Source organism: Cupriavidus sp. H39 (assembly GCF_050271075.1).
GTDB classification, from domain to species: Bacteria; Pseudomonadota; Gammaproteobacteria; order Burkholderiales; family Burkholderiaceae; genus Cupriavidus; species Cupriavidus necator_B.
The window spans coordinates 693505-712696 of the sequence record NZ_CP189848.1; the positions used below are offsets into that span (position 1 = coordinate 693505).

Sequence of the window (19192 nt, forward strand, 5' to 3'; positions counted from 1 at the left end):
CGCCCAGCGGCAACCAGCCCCATCCCGAATCCACACGATCCCACGATCGCAATGCCGTCGATCCAGTCTTCTTCCCCGGATACGGGTGCCGCCGACGCATCCCAAGCCCCCGCGCGCGAACGCATGACGCGCGCCGAACTGCGCGCCGCGGTATCGCTGGCCAGCATCTTCGCGCTGCGCATGCTGGGCCTGTTCCTGATCCTGCCTGTCTTTGCCGAATACGCGCGCGGATTGCCCGACGGGCACGACGCCCAGCGCGTGGGCCTGGCCATGGGCATCTACGGCCTGATGCAGGCCTTCCTGCACATCCCGCTGGGCTGGCTCTCCGACCGCATCGGGCGCAAGCCGGTGATGGTGGCGGGCCTGCTGCTGTTCATCGCCGGCGGCCTGGTGGCCGCGTTTTCCGACACGCTCTCCGGCATCATTGCCGGCCGCGCGCTGCAGGGCATGGGCGCGATCTCGGCCGCGATCACCGCCTGTATCGCCGACCTGACCCGCGAGCGCCATCGCACCAAGGCCATGGCGATGGTGGGCGGCAGCATCGGGCTGACCTTCGCGCTATCGCTGGTGATTGCCTCGCCGCTGCTGCACAGCATCGGCATGTCCGGCATTTTCGGGCTGATGTCGGTGCTGGGCGTGATCGCCATCGGCGTAACGGTGTTCCTGGTGCCCACCCCGCCGCCGCCGCACCCGGTGCGCCTGCCGTTCCGCAAGGTGCTGCTCAATGCCGACCTGGCGCGCCTCAACGTGGGCGTGCTGGCGCTGCATGCGTCGCAGGTGGCGATGTTCATGGTGGTGCCGGCGATGCTGACCGATGCCGGCATGCCGCTGGACCAGCACTGGAAGGTCTACCTGCCGGTGGTGCTGGTGTCGTTTGTGCTGATGCTGGGGCCGATGATGGCAGCCGAGCGCTACGGCCGCGTGCGCCCGGTGCTGCTGGGCGCGGTCGCGCTGATGACCGCGGTGCAGCTGCTGTTCGCCGCGGTGCATGGCCTGTGGGCGATCGTCGGGGTCTTGCTGCTGTTCTTCGTCGCCTTCAACGTGCTGGAGGCGATGCAGCCGTCGCTGGTGTCGCGCTACGCCGCGGCCGCGCGCGGCGCGGCGCTCGGCGTCTACAACACCACCCAGGCGCTGGGCCTGTTCCTGGGCGGTGCCGCCGGCGGCTGGCTGCTCAAGCACGAGGGCCGCAGCGCCGTGTTCGTGGGCTGCGCGGCGGTGCTGTTGGTCTGGCTTATAATCGCCTGGAGCATGAAGGCGCCGCCGGCACGGGGCCAGCAAGCCGCACCGGCCACCGCGGCCTGATCCTGCTCCCGGTTTCGCATCACTTCGTAAAGCATTCGGGCCTGAAAGAGGCCTAGCATCATCGCGCCACCCGGCATCCTGGCGGGGGGCGCGATGTTCGTTTACGTTGTTTCGTTTACGTCGCCGCCGTATCGCGTCACACTACAACCCGCTTTTACCGTCATCGTATTGCCACGCTTTTCAACACAGCGCGTGGCTTTTGGAGAACATTCACATGGCATCGGTCAACAAAGTCATTCTCGTCGGCAACCTCGGCGCAGACCCGGAAACGCGCTACATGCCCAGCGGCGACGCCGTCACCAACCTGCGCCTGGCCACCACCGACCGCTACAAGGACAAGCAGTCCGGCGAGATGAAGGAAGCCACCGAATGGCACCGCGTGGCGATGTTCGGCAAGCTGGCCGAAATCGCCGCCCAGTACCTGCGCAAGGGTTCGTCGGTCTATATCGAGGGCCGCATCCGCACCCGCAAGTGGCAGGACCAGTCCGGCCAGGACAAATACTCCACCGAAATCGTTGCCGACCAGATGCAGATGCTGGGCTCGCGCCAGGGCGGCGCTGGCGCTGGTGGTGACGAAGGCGGCTACGGCGGTGGCGCGGGCGGTGGCGGTGGCTACAGCCGCGAAGCGTCGGGCGGCGGCTACGGCGGCGGGCGTGGCCAGGCTGGCCAGGGTGGCGGCCAGGGCGGTGGCCAGGGCGGCGGCGCGGCGCGCCGGCCGCAGCAGCCGGCGTCGAATGGCTTCGAGGATATGGACGACGATATCCCGTTCTGAGTTTCACCTGAGACTAAACCGTAAAGTATTGCCTTGAAACCCCCGCCCTGCGGGGGTTTCTGCTTTTAGGGCAGTGTAAAAAGTGAGTGATCGTCTCGCGCAGGCCAGAGCACTGCAAAAAGACTAAATCAGCCAGACAAAAAGTTTCACTTCCCAAGCCATGCCGGTGCCTGCAACGTTGTGCCGGCAATTGGCCCGGATGGGCCTTTTGGATGGTGCTGCGCAACTATGGGCCGGCCGAATCAGTGATTAACCACACATGGAATGCCACGCATTTTCGAACTGCGCGCTGGCCTGTGCCGTTGGCGGCGACGGGGCGGCCATTCACCAGCCCGGTGTGTTTCTGCTGTATGGCACGGCTCGCTCAAGGCCGCTCTGCTGGATAGCGCCTCGGGGATTGTCAGTAGCGGCCTCTCTCAACCAAGGAGTTCCAACATGGCACGCATACCGGTATTAAGTCTTATCGTGGTCGCGCTGTCGGCGTGCAGTACCACAGGGACCACTTCCACCAGTCCTGAGGCCGGTCCGCAGCGCGCTGCCACGGCGCCTGCGCCGGTGAGTCCGGCCGAGTCCGTGACCGATGCCGCGAATGCCGTCGATCCGGGTGCGGTGCGCGCGCTCAATGACATGGGCAAGTATCTGCAAACGCTAACGCAGTTCGAGGTCATGATCGAGTTGTCAGGCGAGCGTGTGTTGGCGGACGGGCAGAAGTTGCAGCACACGGCAACGGCCGATCTCGACGTCGCGCGACCGAATCGACTGCGTGCCGACATGCGCAGTTCGCGCTCGCAACGCCAGCTGATCTACGACGGCACCACTGTGACGCTTTATTCGCCGCAGCAGAAATACTACTCGCGTGCCGCGTTCAGCGATAACCTCGCCGTCCTCGTCGAGCGGCTGCGGGAGCGCTTCGGCGTGGAAGTCCCTTCGGCTGACTTGTTCCTGTGGGGCACGTCTGCCGCGCCGCTCGACAACATGCAGTCTGCCATGAGCGCCGGGCAGGACATCATTGGCGGCGAACGGTGCAACCACTATGCCTTTCGCCAAGGCCAGATCGACTGGCAGATCTGGATCGCTGCAGGCAGCCGCCCGTTGCCCATGAAACTCGTCATCACCAATCGAGCCGATGAGGCACGGCCGCAATCCGTCACGCTCTATAAGTGGAATTTAAAACCGAGATTCGGCAATGCCATGTTCGCCTTCACGCCTCCGAAAGACGCCACGAAGGCCGAGCTTATTCCGTTGAAATCCCGCTAAAGGAGAGCGCCATGGAATTCACGACAGGCAGGCAGCTGGCGGTGTGCATCGCCGCGCTGGTGCTCGCTACATCCGCCTGGATGCCCGCGGCCGAGGCGCGCGGCGGAGGGCGTGGCGCTGCCGTGCATGCGGCAGGCGGGGGCGGGCACGTCGCGGAGGGAAGGGCCAGCGGCGCCAGACAGGTGGACAACCAACGTGCCGATGTGCGTACCAATAGCGTACGCAGCAACAGCGTCAACAGTGTCAACGCGAATCGGAACGTGAATATCAATTCGAACCGTAACGTCAACGTAAACGTCGACAGCCACGGCGGCTGCTGCGGCTGGGACAATGACTACCACCCCGTCGCAACGGCGGCCGCAGTGACCGCGACGGTGGCGGTCACCTCCGCGGTAGTGGGGTCCCTGGTTCGCTCCGTGCCCCCGGGCTGCGTGCCGGTGAACTATGGCGGCATGGTCTACCAGCAGTGCGGCAGTACCTGGTATCAGCCGCAGGGCTCGCAGTACGTGGTAGTGAATGCGCCCTACTGACACGGCGCGCCGGCCCTCCCGCAACAGGCCGCGTACTGGCACCAGTGGTCTGGCCAGGCTGCGTGGGCGCGATGCCTGGGTCATCATTGCACCGCCAGGCCGGCCTCCCGTTCCCACTCGACGCAGTTCCGGCCGTTGTTCTTGGCCGCGTACAACGCGTTGTCGGCGCGCATCAGCAGCGCTTCCAGGTCTTCGCCAGGCCGCAGCGTGGCCACGCCAAAGCTGGCGGTGACGTTGTGCATGCCGGGCAGGACGTCAATGCTGGCCTGCTCGAGCGTCTGGCGCAGCCGTTCGGCCAGCTGCAGCGCCGCGTCGTGCGGGGTGTCGGGCAGCAGCACGACAAATTCCTCCCCACCCAGGCGCGCGGCGATATCGCGGCGTCGGATGCCTGCGGCGATGATGCGGCCGACCTGCGTCAGCACCGCATCGCCGGCGCTGTGGCCGTAGTTGTCGTTGATGAACTTGAAGAAATCCAGGTCGCATAGCAGCACGCTCAGTTGCTCGCCGGGACGCGGCGGGACCTGATGCACCGCCAGGGCTTCGAGGCTGCGGCGCGTATGCAGCTGGGTCAGCGGATCGGTATCGCGTTCATGGCGCAGGCGGTCGATGACGTCCTGCGCGGTCGCTGCCAGCAGCGCCAGGGCGAGCGCCAGTAGCAGCAAGGCCAGCGTGGCCTGCAGCCATAGCCAGTAGGCGGTGCGCGGCAGCACGGCGGCATCCTGCACCACGGCCGGCGCCAGCGTCAGCAGCGTGCGCGGCAGGAACTGGAGCGCGAACACGACAAAGACCCAGAACAGCACCCGGTCCACGTTGCGGCCGGTGCGCAGGCGGCCCAGTCGCGCAACGCCCGCCAGCAGGATCAGCGCGACGCCGATGTTCAAAATGTAGATGCGCGCGAACAGGCTCGGTTGGACCAGATCGAACCACGCCAGCGCACCGAACAGGGCGAGCGGCAACACCATCGCCGCGCAGCGGTCGGGGCGCACGCCGATCCGGGCCAGCATGCCGCGCGACAGCAGCACGGCGCTGCCCAGGTAGAGCGCGCCGGTGACAGTGGCAGGCCCGCCGCCCTGGCGCGGCGGCCACACGGCCTGCACGCCAAACGCCACGGCATACAGCAGATAGCAGGCGCCCACCTGCAGCAGGTAGGGCCGGGCGCGCTCGTGGTGCCATGCGAGCACGAAGCAGAGCGCAAGCAGCAAGGCCATGCCGGGATTGAGCAGGGCCAGGAATTGACCGGCATCGTGCAACACGGAGAGTCCCCTGTCTTGGTGTTCTCTGGCAGGGAAAAAAAGCCCGCGTGCAAAGCGCGTGAAAACGCGCGAGCCAGGGAACATGGAAAGCGGCATGTGCCCGCGCCGGGGCGCTGTGTCGCGCCGTCGACGGGCCCGCAGAGCGCGCCGCAGCAAACAAACTGACGGCAACCGCTGGTAACAAAGTGTTTCTGTCGGAGTGCATTCTAGTCAGGGGTGGCGTCGGGGGCTCCCCCCTAATGGGGGCTCACCGGGCAAACAATTGTGAACATCCCTGGCCGGTCCGGCAGGCAGTGGCCCCCGCTCGCCGGCATTTGTGACTAATCTGGTAGATGCTGTCGGATCCTCCGGCAGGTCGGTTTTCCCGTACGCAAGGAGATCACGATGAAGACCAAGAAAGCGATGCCAGTGTTGTTGCTGGCGGCAAGCGTGCTGGCGGCGCCGTTCGCGATGGCGCAGGGCGGTACCAGGTCCAGGCCGATGACCGATCCCATGGCCGCGTCTGAGCCCGCGGCGCAGAACTCGCCCTATGTGCAGGTGCAGCAGTGGAAGAAGGGCGACCGGCTGCCCACCGAGTTCCGCGATCGCCAGTATGTGATCGACGACTACAAGCAGTACAACCTGCCGGCGCCGCGCAAGGGTACGCGTTGGGTCGGGATTGGCGCGGAGTATTATCTGGTGGCGCCCAACGGCGTGATCCAGCAGGTTGGGTCAGGCTCCTGAGGCCGCGCCCGCATCCGCAGCAAAAACTGGAAAACCGCCACGCCGCGACGCGTGGCGGTTTTGCCTTGTGACTGGCATCGGCGGTCAGATGCCCAGGATTTTCTTCGCCTCGAGCAGCGACTTCATCGCTTCATCATGCTTGCCGGCCTTGTGATAGGCCTCGCCGTCGGCGCGCAGTTTGGCGACCCTGGCGGCATCTTCGGGCGAGAGCGCGGGCTTGGTCGACAGCTTGGCGTCGATGGCCTTCATCTCGTTGGGGCAGTTGTGGGCGAACGCCATGCCGCTGGCGCCGCACAGCACGATTGCCGTGACGATTGGGAGGAACTTGCGCACAGTGGCCTCCACGCAGGACAGTTGGAGTCTTCAGCATAGTGCATGGCACCCCCGTCGGCGGCAGGCCTGCCGACGCCATCATGGCCGGATTCCGGCGGCGCGGAACATAACCCCCTTGAAGGGGTAAGTCGCGATTCCTTGTTTCTCTTTTGAACGCTGCCGCGCCGGCCTGCCACAGGCCATGCCACTGGCAATTCATCCATTATTCAACCATTTGGGCGAAACCAGCGCCGGAACCAGACGCGGCTATCCCGGTGGTCTGGTCCCTTATTTGCCCAGGCCTTTCTGCAGGCCAGTCGCGCCTGCCGGGCATGGCCATGGCCGGGCATTTTTACTGTTTTCGGCGGATGGGTGGCCAGCCGGAATATCGGTGGTCGGCCTGCCCGGTCCGGTCGGCCCCGCGGGCCCGGCAGGCGCCGACGGCGCGCCAGGCCCGGCCGGAGAGAAGGGGGAGCGGGGAGACAAAGGCGACCGGGGCGAGCCGGGGCCGCAAGGCGAGACCGGGGAGAAAGGCGACCCGGGCAAGCCCGGCACGGGCGGCGCCGTCTACACCGCCAACTTCGCCGTCACGGCCCCGCCGGGCGGCGTCGGGACCTATGTCATGACCGGTTCCGGGCTGACGCTGCAGCGCAGCGACCCGTACTTCGGCGCGGTGATGCCCGTGGCCTGCGAGGGCGGCTTCACCCTGACCGCGATCCTGGCGGGCGAGGTGCCGGCCGATGCGGCATACACGGTCACGGCGCACCGGGTGGCCAGCGGCACGGCGCTGGACCACCTCGACGTGCTGCCCATCACCGACGCGTCGCAATGCGTGCTCAACGACGGCGAGCGCACCTGCTCGACGCCGGCCACCATGCCGGTGGCCGCCAACGACGTAGTCCAGGTCCAGGTCAGCGGCAACACCGCCTTCAACTGGGGCGGCGGGCTGTACGTGAACCTGTCGTGCAAGCCCTGACTGAACCACGGCGCCGCCTCGCGCCCTGCAACACAACACGGCCGCCAGGCCGCCTCCAACCCTCTGCCAGGGCCGCCGGCGCACGAAGCGCGCGGGCCATGTAGCGCGTCCTGGTTTTCCCCCACGCCTTCCGGTGTTATTTTGGAGGGCGTCATTTTTTTTGCCCGGCCTGGTCCTTACCATCCCGATCGCACCGACGCCAAACGGGAGCGCCCCCGCGCATGGAAACCTCTGCCGAACATTATTCGCTGGCCCTGCTGTGCGCCGCCGTGCTGACCGTGACGGTGGTCGGCATCCACTACGAGGCGCTGCGCCTGCTGTCCGCGATGCACCCGCGGCGCTGGAGCGGGCGCATGAATATCGGCGTGCTGATCGTCTGTATCATCCTGGTCCATTGCCTCGAGGCGCTGCTGTTCGCCGTGGGCTTCTGGTTTGCCGACCGCGTGCTGGGACTGGGCGGACTGGCCGGCGTGGCGGTGCCCGGGGTCGAGGCCGCGCGCGCGCAGCCGGGCGCGTTGGTCTATGCCTACTTCGCACTGGAAACCTTTACCACGCAGAGCCTGGGCGATATCGTTCCGGTGGGCGCCAGCCGCCTGATCGCCAGTATCGAGCCGCTGGTCGGCCTGATCCTGATCGGCTGGTCCACCTCGTTCACCTATGTCATGATGCGCCGCGACTGGGAACTGGAGCGCGACGAAGCGGGCGAGCATCGCCGCGGCCGGGTCTGACGGCATCGTCCGTCGGCATCGCTTGTCGGCATCGCTCCCCGGCTGGTTCCTGCTTTCCGGTGCGGATCGCGTCTGTGCTCAAACCACGGGCCGCTCGCCGTGCCCAACAAGAAATGGGGATAACCGGACATGGCAAGACTGGTAATGATCCTGCTGGGTGTGGACTACCTGCGCGCGCGCTGGCGCGGCCTGCTGTGGCTGGGGTGCGTAAGCGTGCTGCTGGGCATCGTGATGTTTGTCGATGCACTGGATCACGCCATTTACTTCCCGATGACGCCGTTCGCGGTGGTGCTGCTGCTCGAAGGCCTGGCCACGCTGGTGGTGGCGCGCAGCGGCATCGGCGGGCAGCGCACGCTGCGCCAGGTCAAGGGCGTGTCGTTCTGCTTTGCCGCGGCGCTGATCCTGGCCGGCCACCATCACGGCCACTTCGTGCTGTCGATGATCTTCGCCACGCTGTTCCTGGCTGACGGCCTGCTGCAGATCGTGTCGGCGCGGGTGGTGCGCTTTCGCACCTGGCGCCTGGCAGTCGCCGTCGGCGTGTTCGAGATCCTGGTCGCGATCTTCTTCTATCAGCCGTATCCTACCCACTACGTCGGCACCGTGCCGTATTGCCTTGGCCTGGGGCTGATCTTCGGCGGCTGGAATCTGTGGCTGCTGGCCACGCGCCTGCGCCGGCTGGACCGCAACCCCGGCATGGATCCCGCCGGTGCCGCGCCCGCTCACGCCGCCGAGGCCGCCGGCGCCGCCAGCGACGCGTCCGACCTGACCCTGTGGGATGGCCCGCCCGAGCCCGGCGAGCATGCGTTGACCGTGCACGTCTGGACCCCGGTTGGCTCCGCCCGCGGCGAAGCGCGCCGCCAGCCACTGGTAGACCGCTATATCGCCGCGGTGGACCGCGACGGGGTCATCTCCACCGGCCATGCCGCGCTGGAATCCCCCGAGGGCATCTACATCAGCTTGTATCCGGCCGAAGAGATCGACCGCTCGCCCGACGATTTCGCCCGCATCCTGCGCGCCACCCGCGAAAACGACGTGGCGGGCAAGTTCCAGCCGGACTACCAGACCGAAGCGCGCGCCTGGTGCCCGTCGACGGTACAGGTGCGCATCCGCAACTACGATCGCGAGCGCCTGCGCCGCTTCTGGGAGGCGTACCGGCAGGACACCACCTACAACCTGACCTACCGCAATTGCTCCAGCACGGTCTCGCACGCGCTGGAAGCGGCGCTGGAAGGCGCTTCGGCGCGGGTCTGGCGCCAGGCCCGCGGCTGGCGGCCGCTGTGGCGGCTGCTGGCCACGCCGGAGCTATGGGTGGCGGCGCAGATCCGCAAGCGCGCCAAGACCATGGCCTGGACCCCGGGGCTGACGCTGGATTACGCCCGCGCGCTGAGCATGCTGGCCGATCCTCGGCCGTCCGGGTGGGCCAGCATGACCCGCATGGCGCTGGGACAGATGCGGCGCCAGCGCCAGGACTGGCGCGCGGCCGCGCACACTCCCGCGAGCGGGGCGGGTGCGGGGGCCGGCAGGGTCGCAGATGCCGCAAGCGCCGGTAGCGCGGGTCATGCCAGGCCGGGCACGAACGATTAAAGTCGCTGTGTTTGCCGAAACCAGCCGAGCCAGAGGAGGAACTTCATCATGCCGAGACCCCCGCGAGCCCTGCTCCGCGTTGCCGCCGTCGCCGCCCTGGCGGTGACATGCGGTGCGCATGCACAGAGGCCGGACCAGGGCGGTGCCGCTGCCGCCATCAATGAAGCCGTGCAGCAAGGCACCAGCCCTTACCGTCCCGACCCCGCGGCGACGCCGGGCAGCATCCAGTCGGACGAGTGCCGTGCGCTGGCCGACCAGATCGCGCAGGCGCCCAAGCGCGAGTACCGCGCCACCGAGCCGGCCATCGAAACCGCCCAGGGCCGCATGGTGCCGGAGCTGGAACGGGACCGGCCCAGGAAGTCGCTGCAGCAGGCGTACGGGGAGAAGTGCATGCAGTAAGCCGCCCGGCCGCGTGTTCGCCAGGCCTCGCGCCGCTGCGCGCGCTCAGCCGTGGCCGGGCGTCACGTAGGCGCCGGTGCGGTGCAGTTCGCCCTCGGCCTGTTCCAGCGCGCGGATGGCGCCCTTGCCCTTGCGGGCCAGCAGTTGTTCGACCAGCGCCTCGACCACGGCCACGCCGGCCGTGATCGACGGGAAGAACGACGGGCTTTCCACCGAAAACAGCAGCGTGCAGTCCGCGGCCAGCGCGATCGGCGCCACCGTGCTGTCGGTTAGCGCGATCACCTTGCAGCCGCACTCGCGCGCGGCCTCGGCCACCCGGATGCTTTCCTGCGAGTACGGGGCGAAGCTGACCACCACCACCGCATCCTTGGGCGCCAGCCCGCGCAGCTCCATCTCCAGCGTGCCGGCATCGGCGCGGATCAGGTGTACGGTGCTGCGGAACAGCCGGTAGACGTAGTGGAAGGTGAACGCAATCGGGAAGCACGAGCGAAAACCGGCCACATGCACGCAGGCCGCGTGCGAGAGCAACTCGGCGGCTTGCGGCAGCGTCTTCTCGTTGCTGGCGGCGATCCGGTCCAGGTTGTGGTGCTGCGCCTCCAGCATCTCGCCCAGCATGCGGCTGGCGCTGCTTTCGCGCACCACCTTGCGCGCGCGGCGCGCATACGGCTGGGTGCCGCCGCGCAGCGCATCGACAAACAGCTCGCGCATGGCCTGCCAGCCATCGAAACCGAGGTGCTGCGACAGCCGCACCAGGGTGGCGGGCTGTACCCCGGCACTGGCCGCGATCTTGCGCATCGACAGCACCGGCACGTCTTGCGGATGGTCGAGCAGGTAGCGGGCGCCGCCCTGGAATTGGGTGCTGAGGGCGGGAAAGCCGCGGCGCAGCGATGCCAGCAATGCTTCCAGGTCGGGCGGGGGCGCCGACGGCCCGGGCCGGGACGAGGCGGTAGGATCGGACGGCATGGGTGCTCCGGTTTCGGGATGTAACGATTGTTGCACAGCTGTCCGCGGTTACGCACCGCCGAGCGGCGTGAGGATCAACGTCCACCGCGAGCCGAAGCTGTATCCCCTGACGCACAGATGGCAGGAAGCACTGTCTGTTCGCTACAACGCCATCCGCGCCGCATCGTATTTTCCTTACCTACCTGGCAGATCGTGACTTACACTCCGCGCCATAACCTCCGGCATTAGGTCGTCCGGAACATAAAGAGTATCGGAGCGCGAGCATGGGACATAGAAGCCCGGCAGTGCGACACGGCGGGAGGGTCAACCCGCCGTTTCGGGTCATATTCAGGGTCATCCCGGGGGTCGGATCCAGCATCGGAATCCAGCCTGGCGGGGTTCAGGGGGCTGCCGGCATGCCATGCCGGGGCAGGCCGCCGCATGGCTTCACGCTGATCGAGGTGATGATCACCGTGGCGATCATCGCCATTCTTGCCGCCGTCGCCATTCCCAACTACAGCCGTTACGTGGTGCGCTCGAACCGCGCGGCGATCGAATCCTTCATGCTCGAGGTCGCGGGCGCGCAGGAGCGCTTCCTGGTCGACAACCGGGCCTATGCCGCCAGCCTCGGCGCGCTCGGCATGTCGGTGCCCGCCGGGCTGGATACGCGCTACGACGTCACCGTGACACCCAACGCGGCGCTGCCGCCGGGCTACCGCATCGTGGCCGCGCCCAAGGGCAGCCAGCTCGGCGACACCGATTGCGGCACGCTGACGCTGACCAGCGCCGGCGCCAAATCCGCGTCGGGCGCCGGCGCCAACTGCTGGAACTGACCATGCGGCCCAGCCCTTCCCGCGCCAATGACCGGCGGCGGCCGGCCCGCCGCGGCTTTACGCTGATCGAGCTGCTGTGCGCCTTGTCGGTGCTGGCGATCCTGGCAGTCGCGGCGGCCCCTTCCTTTGCCGCGCTGCTCGCCAGCCAGCGCGTGCGCAGCGCCTCGCTCGACCTGGCTTCGGCGCTGGTGCTGGCGCGCAGCGAGGCGGTCAAGCGCAATGCCACGGTCTCGCTGGCACCGGCCGGCGCCGCCTGGACCGCCGGATGGACGGTCAGCGCGGGCGCCGAGACGGTACGTTCGTTCGGGCCTTATGGCGGCCTTACCATCACGCCCAGTTCGGCCGGCGGCCTGGCTGTTGGCAACGACGGCCGGCTGACGGGCGCGGCGATGACCTTCGAGGTTGCGCCCAGCGGCGAGGCTTCGGCCACGACGCGCGTCTGCGTGCAGGTCAGCGAGACCGGCCGCATCGCCTCCTCCACCGGAGCCTGCACATGACACGCATCACTTCGCCGCGGCGGCGCCTGCCGGCGCGCCGTACGCAGGCCGGCTTCCTGCTGATCGAAGTGCTGGTGGCGGTGGTGATCCTGCTGGTCGCGCTGCTGGGCACGGCCGGGCTGGTGGCGCGCTCGGGGCAGACCGAGATGGAGTCCTATCAGCGCGTGCAGGCGCTGGCGCTGCTGCAGGACATGGCCGCGCGCCTGAATGCCAACCGCCAGGTGGCAGCGTGCTATGCCAACGGTGCTGCCGGCATGCAGCTGGGCAGCGCGGCCGCGCCGCCGGCCGCGTGCACGCAAGGCAGCGCCGCGCAGAACGCCACCGCCGACGCGGACCTGCTGGCCTGGAGCGCGGCGCTGCTCGGCAGCGCCGAAAAGCGTCCGGGCGCCAGCGCCGTCGATCCGGCCCAGGCCGTGGGCGCCATGATCGGCGCGCGCGGCTGCATCGAGACCGTCGACGCCGTCAACCAGATCTACCGCATCACCGTGGCGTGGCAGGGCCTGGCCACCACGGCCGCGCCGGCGCTGGGCTGCGGCAAGGACCAGTACGGCAACGACGCCAATCGCCGCGCGGTCAGCACGCAGATCCGCATCGGCACGCTCGGGACCGTGTCATGACCGCGCCGCGCTTCCCTAATCCATCCAGTCGGCGCGCCGTGCGTCCCGCCACGCGTCTGCGCCGCCAGCGCGGCATTTCGCTGGTCGAGCTGATGATCGGCATCACCATTGGCCTGGTGCTGCTGACCGCGCTGGCCAGCCTGTATTACGCCAACAGCCTGTCGCGCACCGAGTTCACCAAGGCCGCCGAACAGGTCGAAAACGGACGCTACGCGCTGGAGCAGATCCGGCGCGAAGTGGAACTGGCCGGATTCTTCGGCGTGGGCAATATCGCGCGCGGCAGCAAGGCCGCGGAGCCGGCGCTGTGCGCGACCGACGCGGCCGCGCTGGGCTTCTCGCCCACCGCCGAAACCGTGCCGGTGGCGCTGACCGGCTATGCGCCCGGCGTGGCGGCCCCGTGCCTGCCGGACCTGGCGCCGACTTCCGAGGTGCTGGTGGTGCGGCGCGTGTCGACCACACCGGTGGTGGCGCCCGCGCCGGGATCGGCCTACCTGCAGGTCTCGGCCTGCTCGCAGGACGCGCAGAGCTTCGTCTTCGATGCCAGCGGCGCGGCGGCCTTCGGCTTGCGCACCAAGGCTTGCGATGCGGCACAGCCGGCCGAATTGCGCCGCGCCATGGTGCGCATCTTCTACCTGGCTGGCTGCGACCGCTGCAGCAACGGCGGCGACGGCATTCCCACGTTGAAGATGGCCGAGCTGGTCAACGGCGCGTTCCAGTCGCGCTCGGTGGCGCAGGGCGTACAGGACCTGCATGTGCAATATGGCGTGGACCAGGACAGCAACGGCTCGGCCGACTGCTATGTGACGGACCCGCGCGCCAACAACGGCGCAATCTGCACCGCCGTGCCGGGCTACGACTGGGGCGTGGCGATCAACAACCTGGCCAATGTCACCACCGTGCGCGTGCACCTGCTGGCGCGCACGCTCAAGCCCAGCGGCGGCCACACCGACAACCGCACCTATGAACTCGGCCGCGCGGCGGCCGCGGGGCCGTTCAACGACGGCTACAAGCGCCACGTCTACGCCCAGGTGGCGCGCCTGGTCAACGTGGCCGGGTTGCGCGAGCAATGACGCCGCACCGGCACCACACTGCGAAGAGAACCATGATGAAGTCAAGCGCAGGCGCGCTGCGCCGCAGGCAATCCGGGGTCACGCTGGTGGTGACGCTGGTGTTCATGGTGCTGTTCCTGCTGATCGCGATGGCCATGGTCAATGCGGGCCTGATCAACGTCAAGGTGGCATCCAACCAGCAGCACAGCGCCGAGGCGCGCGACGTGGCGCAGCAGGCGATCGAGCAGGTGATCAGCAACGATTTCACCAAGGCGCCGGTGGCGGTGGACGTGCCGGTGGACGTGACCGGCGATGGCATGGCGGATTACGTCGCGCAAGTGGCCGCGCCCACCTGCGTGACCAGCAAGCCGGTGGCGAAGGTGATCGATCCGGAGAAGCACCCGGAAGATGCCGAATGCACGCTCGGCAGCAGCACCGGCAACGGCAACCTCGTGGTGGGGCCAGGCGGCGCCAGCGTGGTCAGCTCGCTTTGCAACGATACACAGTGGGACGTCGCCGCCACCGTCAATGACGCCAACAACACCGGCACCGTCGCGACAGTGCACCAGGGCGTGGCCGTGCGCACGCTGTATGGCTCCACCTGCCCCTGATGCCACGGGCGCGAACCAGATCCTGAAAGGAAGAACCAGCATGCCCATGCCTGCCCGCCGGCTTCGCGCCTATGCCGCCTGTGCCACGGCCCTGCTCGGGCTGGCTGCCGCGCCCGCGGCGCTGGCTGAAGACATCGACCTGTTCACCGGCCTGCAGAGCAACTCCGGCGCGCGGCCCAACGTGCTGCTGATCCTGGACAACGCCTCGGCATGGAATGCCAATGCGCAGGTCGATTGCGAAATGGCGGGCGTGGTAGGTCCGAACAACCAGAACAACAACGTCGGCGCCGAACAGTGCGCGCTGTACAAGGCGGTGTCGGACCTGATCAACGACCCCAATACCGCCGGCAAGATCAACCTCGGCGTGATGATGTTCGGGGACAGCAACAACTCCGGCGCCCAGTTCCGCTTCCCGAACGTCAAGCCGCCGACCGCGCCGTCCGGACTGGTGCTGCTGGACAAGACGTCGGGCGGGCCCGAGATGCTGGCGTTCATCAAGAGCATCGACCGCACCAAGGACAGTTCCAATAACTCGCAGGTCGGCGGCGCCATGCAGGAAGCGTGGGCGTTCTTTTCCGGCAACACGGGCTTGTCCGGCACCACGTACAAGTCGCCGATCAGCAATCCGTGCCAGAAGAACTTCATCATCTACATCGCCAACGCGCTCAACAACGGCAAGCCGCAGGACACCGGCCAGGACGCCTACAACGCGCTCAGGGCGGCGGGCGCCACCGCTGCCCAGCTGACGCCGATCCCGCTGTCCAAGGCCAACAACATCGACAACTGGGGCGATGAATGGGCGCGCTTCCTCAACGGCATGGACCTGAACGCCGCCAACAACGCGGGTTCGGCCACGGCGACGCGCCAGAACATCATCACCTACACCATCGGCGTCACTGACGGCAGCAAGCAAAGCCTGGATTACCTGGAGTTCGTCAACAGCATGGCCAGCAAGGGCGGCGGCGGCAACTTCACGGTGCGAGCCGGCGACGACGACGCGCTGGCCAAGGCGCTGAAGGACATCTTCAACGAGATGCAGGCGGTCAACAACGTGTTCGCCTCGGTCAGCCTGCCGGTCAGCGTGAACGGGCAGGGCTCGTACCTGAACCAGGTCTACATCGGCATGTTCCGCCCGGACGGCAAGGCGCGCCCGCGCTGGGTCGGCAACCTCAAGCAATACAAGCTGGGCTACGACACCAAAGGCAACCTGGTAATGCTGGATGCCGGCGTGCCTGGCGGCACCGAGCAGACCTCGAAGAGCGCGATCAGCAATGCCGGCACCGGGTTTATCTCGCCCAACGCGCGCAGCTACTGGACCGAGGACCCGCCCAAACAGGTGGCCAATTCCAGCATGGTGACCGACTGGCCGGCCGACGGCTTCTGGAAGAATGCCTCGGCGCAGCTGCGCAACGCCAAGGACGCGCCCGACGGCGAGATCGTCGAGAAGGGCGGCGCCGGCGAAATGCTGCGTGCCGACTACCTGACAGGCCAGGGCGCGCGCCGCCTGCTGACCTGCGCCGACGCGAAGTGCAGCAAGGGCACGGCGCTGGCTGCCTTCAACGCCGCCAACAAGGCCCTGACCGAGGGCAGCGGCCCGTCGTTGCTGAAGACCACGGCGGCGGACGTGGCCAACATGATCGATTGGGTGCGCGGCAAGGACGTTTTTGCCGCGTTGACCGGCACCGACCCGAAGAAGGAGGCCGAGCCCGGTCCGGGCGGCAACGTTACGGTGCGCGGCTCGATCCACGGCGACGTGCTGCACTCGCGCCCGGTGGTGGTCGACTACGGCAGCAGCACCGGCGTGGTGGTGTTCTACGGCGCCAATGACGGCGTATTCCACGCCGTCAACGGCAACCGCACCGGTGCCATTTCCACCAGCGCCGGCACGGTGCGCGCCGGCGGCGAACTCTGGGGCTTTATCGCGCCCGAGTTCTACGGCAAGCTGGCGCGGCTCTACAACAATGCGCCCGAGGTGCGGCTGACGGGCAGCCCCCAGGACACCGCCGAAGTCCAGTTCACGCCGCGCGATTATTTCTTCGACGGCACCACCACGGTCTACCAGAACCTGAGCAATCCGGCCGCACCCGAGGTCACCATCTACCTGACCGCACGGCGCGGCGGCCGCCTGGTGTATGCGCTCGACGTCAGCGATCCGGCGCAGCCCAAATACCTGTGGAGCAAGACCAGTGCCGATATCCCGGAACTGGGCCAGACCTGGTCGCAGCCGCGCGTGATGCGCGTGCGCGGTTACCAGAAGCCAGTGCTGATCATGGGCGCGGGCTACGACCCGGACGGCGAGGACAGCGACCCGGCGCTCGCGGGCGACCCCACGGCGACGAACAAGCAGGGACGCGGCGTGCTGGTGCTCGACGCCGGCACGGGCTCAGTGGTGTGGGCCGCGCTGGCGAACTGCAGCGGTATCACCACGGGCACCTGCGTCACCATCGACAGCCGCGCGATTCCATCCGACGTTGCGGTGGTCGACCGCAATGGCGATGGCTATGCCGACAAGGCCTACGTCGGCGACGTGGGCGGCAATCTCTGGCGCATCGACTTCGGCGCGCTCGAAACCGACGTGCCCTCGACCTGGAGCATCGGCAAGCTGGCCCAGCTTGGCGGCGCCGTGAACAGCAACGACGCGCGCAAGTTCCTCTATCCGCCTGATGTGGTCGCCACCGGCAAGTACGACGCCGTGATGATCGCCTCCGGCGACCGCGAGAAGCCGCTGTATTCGCTGAGCCAGACCCCGGGCGCGGCGCAGAACGTGCGCAACCGCTTCTACATGGTGAAAGACCCGAATGTCGAGGGCAGGCCGCCGGAAACCTGGAGCCCGGTCCGCGAGCCGGATCTGGTGGACGCGACCAGCGTGGCCTACCGCGATACGGCCACGGCGAGCGGCTTCTACCTGGCGCTCGAAGCCGGCGAGAAGGCGGTCAATGCACCGCTGACCGTGGCGGGCTACACCTACTTCGGCACCAACACGCCGTCCAAGATCCTGCCGGGCGCCTGCTACCCCGACCTGGGCGAGGCGCGGGGCTACGCGGTGTCGTTCCTGACCGGGCTGGGCATGAACAACGGGCCGCGCTACGTCAAGTTCGATAACGGCGGGCTGCCGCCGTCGCCGGTGTTCGGCATGGTGTCGGTCACGCAGACCGATGGCTCGACCCGGCTGGTGCCGGTGCTGATCGGCGGTGGCAAGGCTGGCGCCAGCGGCGGCGACGACAAGTCTTCGCTGGGCGGCCAGGAAGTGAAGCCCGCCAGTGCCGGCAAGCGCAAGCGCACTTATTGGTACACGCAGAGCGACAAGACCTGAGCGCCGCTACCGCGGCGCCGCCGTCGCCCCGGCTTCTTCTGTCCACCACCCACCCCCCAGCGCCTGCAGCAGCGCCGCCGAATCCGCCAGCCGGTCGGCGCGCGCCTGCGCCAGTTCCAGCGCGGCCTGGCGTGACTGCCGCTCGGCATCCAGCAGCGCCAGCTGGCTGACGCCGCCGAGCCGGTACTGCTCCGACACCACCGCCAGCGTAGCGCGCGCCTGCCGTGCGCTGTCGGCGCGCTCGCGCAGCGCGGCGGCGTCGGCCTCGAGCGCGCGCAGTGAGTCAGCGACATTCTGCAGGCCCTGCAGCACGGCTTGTCGATACGCGGCCAGCGACTGCTCATACGCAGCTTCCGCCGCGCGCTTGCGTGCCTGCAGTTCGCCGCCGCGGAACACGGGCTGCACCAGCCCCGCGGCCAGGCTCCAGACGTTGAGGCTGCTGAACAGGTCGCGCGCCGCGGTGGCCTGCGTGCCGCCGCTCGCGCTCAGCGTGATCTGCGGATAGAGGTTGGCGGTGGCCACGCCAATATTGGCCGAGGCCTGGTGCAGCAGTGCCTCGGCCGCGCGGATATCCGGCCGGCGGCGCGCCAGCGTGGCGGGCAGGCTGACCGGCAGCGTGTCGGGCAGGTGCAAGGCTTCGAGATGGAATTCCGGCAGCGCGGCCGAGGCCGGGCTCTGGCCCGTGTAGACCGCAAGCTGGTGCCGGGTGGCATCGAGCTGGCGCTGCAGTGCCGGCACCAGCGCCTGGGTTTGCGCCAGTTCGGCGCGCCGGCGCTGCACCTCGACGCGCGCGACGCCGCCCGCGCGCAGGCGTGCCTCGGTGATGCCGAGCTGGCGCTGCTGCGCCGCCACCATCACGGCGGTGTCGGCCAGCTGAGCGCGCAGGCCGGCTTCGCGGATGGCCGCGGTGGCAACGTTGGCCGCCAGCGCGAGGCGCGCGGCTTCGAGTTCATAGCGCTGGTAGTCCACTACGGCCTGCAGGCCCTCCAGCTCGCGCCGCTGGCCGCCGAACAGGTCGAGCACGTAAGACACCTGAACCGTGGCGCCGTAGAGCGTGAACGGGCCGGGGCTGGGGATGGCGGTGATGCCCAGCGACTGGAAATCGACTTGCTGGCGCGTGGTGTTCAGCTTCGCGTCGACCGCGGGCCAGCGCGTGGCGCCGGTGCGCGCGGCCAGGTTTTCCTGCGCCTCATGCAGCCGCGCGCGCGCCTGCGCCAGCGTGGGGCTAGCATCGAGCGCAATGCGAATGGTGGCGTCAAGCTCCGGGTTGCGGAACAGCCCCCACCACTGCGCGGGGACATCGGCGCCGGCGACCAGTGTTTGCGCGTGGGATTGCCCTGGCGCGTCGGCACTGTCTGCCGCAACGGTGGCCACCGGCTGCGGACCGGGCACGTAGCCGGCATCGTCCACCGGCGCAGGCGCGCGGAAATCGGGACCGACCGCGCAGCCGCACAGCAGCGCGGCGGCGAACAGGGGCGTGAATCGTTGCATGGC

Annotated in this window: 19 protein-coding genes; 15 read left to right on the forward strand and 4 right to left on the reverse strand. The window is 68.2% G+C overall.

Annotated features, from left to right (window positions below):
* Nucleotides 1-51 precede the first annotated feature (51 nt).
* The 4 genes from ACOCMH_RS18675 to ACOCMH_RS18690 all read left to right on the forward strand — a co-directional run bounded on the left by ACOCMH_RS18675 (nucleotide 52) and on the right by ACOCMH_RS18690 (nucleotide 3861).
* Complete coding sequence (locus tag ACOCMH_RS18675) at nucleotides 52-1302, forward strand: MFS transporter (RefSeq protein ID WP_427312467.1); 1251 nt, start codon at nucleotides 52-54, stop codon at nucleotides 1300-1302.
* 214 nt (nucleotides 1303-1516) lie between these two features.
* Nucleotides 1517-2074, forward strand: coding sequence for a single-stranded DNA-binding protein (locus tag ACOCMH_RS18680; protein ID WP_427312468.1), 558 nt, complete (start codon nucleotides 1517-1519; stop codon nucleotides 2072-2074).
* 435 nt (nucleotides 2075-2509) lie between these two features.
* Entirely contained in the window at nucleotides 2510-3331 is an 822-nt protein-coding gene (locus ACOCMH_RS18685; RefSeq protein WP_427312469.1) for a DUF2092 domain-containing protein, read from the forward strand.
* Nucleotides 3332-3342: 11 nt separating this feature from the next.
* On the forward strand, nucleotides 3343-3861 hold the full coding sequence (locus ACOCMH_RS18690) for a hypothetical protein (protein ID WP_427312470.1): 519 nt from the start codon (nucleotides 3343-3345) through the stop codon (nucleotides 3859-3861).
* Between the two features lie 83 nt (nucleotides 3862-3944).
* On the opposite strand, the gene ACOCMH_RS18695 is transcribed toward ACOCMH_RS18690, so the two are convergent.
* On the reverse strand, nucleotides 3945-5114 hold the full coding sequence (locus ACOCMH_RS18695) for a diguanylate cyclase (RefSeq protein WP_427312471.1): 1170 nt from the start codon (nucleotides 5112-5114) through the stop codon (nucleotides 3945-3947).
* A gap of 384 nt (nucleotides 5115-5498) precedes the next feature.
* Between ACOCMH_RS18695 and ACOCMH_RS18700 the strand changes: the two genes are divergently transcribed.
* Entirely contained in the window at nucleotides 5499-5837 is a 339-nt protein-coding gene (locus ACOCMH_RS18700; RefSeq protein WP_427312472.1) for an RcnB family protein, read from the forward strand.
* An 84-nt stretch (nucleotides 5838-5921) separates the two neighbouring features.
* On the opposite strand, the gene ACOCMH_RS18705 is transcribed toward ACOCMH_RS18700, so the two are convergent.
* Nucleotides 5922-6170 carry a hypothetical protein gene (locus tag ACOCMH_RS18705; RefSeq protein WP_427312473.1) on the reverse strand — a complete coding sequence of 83 codons (249 nt, stop codon included), beginning with the start codon at nucleotides 6168-6170 and terminating at the stop codon, nucleotides 5922-5924.
* A 370-nt stretch (nucleotides 6171-6540) separates the two neighbouring features.
* Here ACOCMH_RS18705 and ACOCMH_RS18710 point away from each other — a divergent pair, with 370 nt between their 5' ends.
* From ACOCMH_RS18710 to ACOCMH_RS18725, 4 genes are all read left to right on the forward strand, one after another.
* Nucleotides 6541-7125 carry a hypothetical protein gene (locus tag ACOCMH_RS18710; RefSeq protein ID WP_427312474.1) on the forward strand — a complete coding sequence of 195 codons (585 nt, stop codon included), beginning with the start codon at nucleotides 6541-6543 and terminating at the stop codon, nucleotides 7123-7125.
* 221 nt (nucleotides 7126-7346) lie between these two features.
* Nucleotides 7347-7853, forward strand: a complete 507-nt coding sequence (locus ACOCMH_RS18715; RefSeq protein ID WP_427312475.1) for an ion channel — start codon at nucleotides 7347-7349, stop codon at nucleotides 7851-7853.
* A gap of 129 nt (nucleotides 7854-7982) precedes the next feature.
* Nucleotides 7983-9437 (forward strand): HdeD family acid-resistance protein, encoded by a 1455-nt coding sequence (locus ACOCMH_RS18720; protein WP_427312476.1) that lies wholly within the window; start codon nucleotides 7983-7985, stop codon nucleotides 9435-9437.
* Between the two features lie 48 nt (nucleotides 9438-9485).
* Nucleotides 9486-9836, forward strand: a complete 351-nt coding sequence (locus tag ACOCMH_RS18725; protein WP_427312477.1) for a hypothetical protein — start codon at nucleotides 9486-9488, stop codon at nucleotides 9834-9836.
* 45 nt (nucleotides 9837-9881) lie between these two features.
* Here the strand turns inward: ACOCMH_RS18725 and ACOCMH_RS18730 are convergent, their stop codons facing one another.
* Nucleotides 9882-10799: a MurR/RpiR family transcriptional regulator gene (locus ACOCMH_RS18730; protein ID WP_427312478.1), complete on the reverse strand. Its 918-nt coding sequence runs from the start codon at nucleotides 10797-10799 to the stop codon at nucleotides 9882-9884.
* Nucleotides 10800-11194: 395 nt separating this feature from the next.
* Here ACOCMH_RS18730 and ACOCMH_RS18735 point away from each other — a divergent pair, with 395 nt between their 5' ends.
* The 6 genes from ACOCMH_RS18735 to ACOCMH_RS18760 are packed head-to-tail and all read left to right on the forward strand — an operon-like array spanning nucleotide 11195 to nucleotide 17698.
* A complete protein-coding gene (locus ACOCMH_RS18735; RefSeq protein WP_427312479.1) occupies nucleotides 11195-11611 on the forward strand; it encodes a type IV pilin protein in 417 nt (138 codons plus the stop codon).
* Nucleotides 11612-11613: 2 nt separating this feature from the next.
* Nucleotides 11614-12108, forward strand: a complete 495-nt coding sequence (locus ACOCMH_RS18740; RefSeq protein WP_427312480.1) for a GspH/FimT family pseudopilin — start codon at nucleotides 11614-11616, stop codon at nucleotides 12106-12108.
* The gene (pilV, locus tag ACOCMH_RS18745) at nucleotides 12105-12725 is read left to right on the forward strand and encodes a type IV pilus modification protein PilV (protein WP_427312481.1); all 621 of its coding nucleotides are present in this window, start codon (nucleotides 12105-12107) and stop codon (nucleotides 12723-12725) included. Before ACOCMH_RS18740 ends, pilV begins: the two co-directional genes overlap by 4 nt.
* Nucleotides 12722-13795 (forward strand): PilW family protein, encoded by a 1074-nt coding sequence (locus tag ACOCMH_RS18750; RefSeq protein WP_427312482.1) that lies wholly within the window; start codon nucleotides 12722-12724, stop codon nucleotides 13793-13795. Before pilV ends, ACOCMH_RS18750 begins: the two co-directional genes overlap by 4 nt.
* A gap of 32 nt (nucleotides 13796-13827) precedes the next feature.
* A complete protein-coding gene (locus tag ACOCMH_RS18755; RefSeq protein WP_427312483.1) occupies nucleotides 13828-14385 on the forward strand; it encodes a pilus assembly PilX family protein in 558 nt (185 codons plus the stop codon).
* Between the two features lie 40 nt (nucleotides 14386-14425).
* Nucleotides 14426-17698: a pilus assembly protein gene (locus ACOCMH_RS18760; RefSeq protein ID WP_427312484.1), complete on the forward strand. Its 3273-nt coding sequence runs from the start codon at nucleotides 14426-14428 to the stop codon at nucleotides 17696-17698.
* 6 nt (nucleotides 17699-17704) lie between these two features.
* Here ACOCMH_RS18760 and ACOCMH_RS18765 read toward each other — a convergent pair whose 3' ends face one another.
* Nucleotides 17705-19189, reverse strand: coding sequence for an efflux transporter outer membrane subunit (locus tag ACOCMH_RS18765; protein ID WP_427312485.1), 1485 nt, complete (start codon nucleotides 19187-19189; stop codon nucleotides 17705-17707).
* Nucleotides 19190-19192 lie beyond the last annotated feature (3 nt).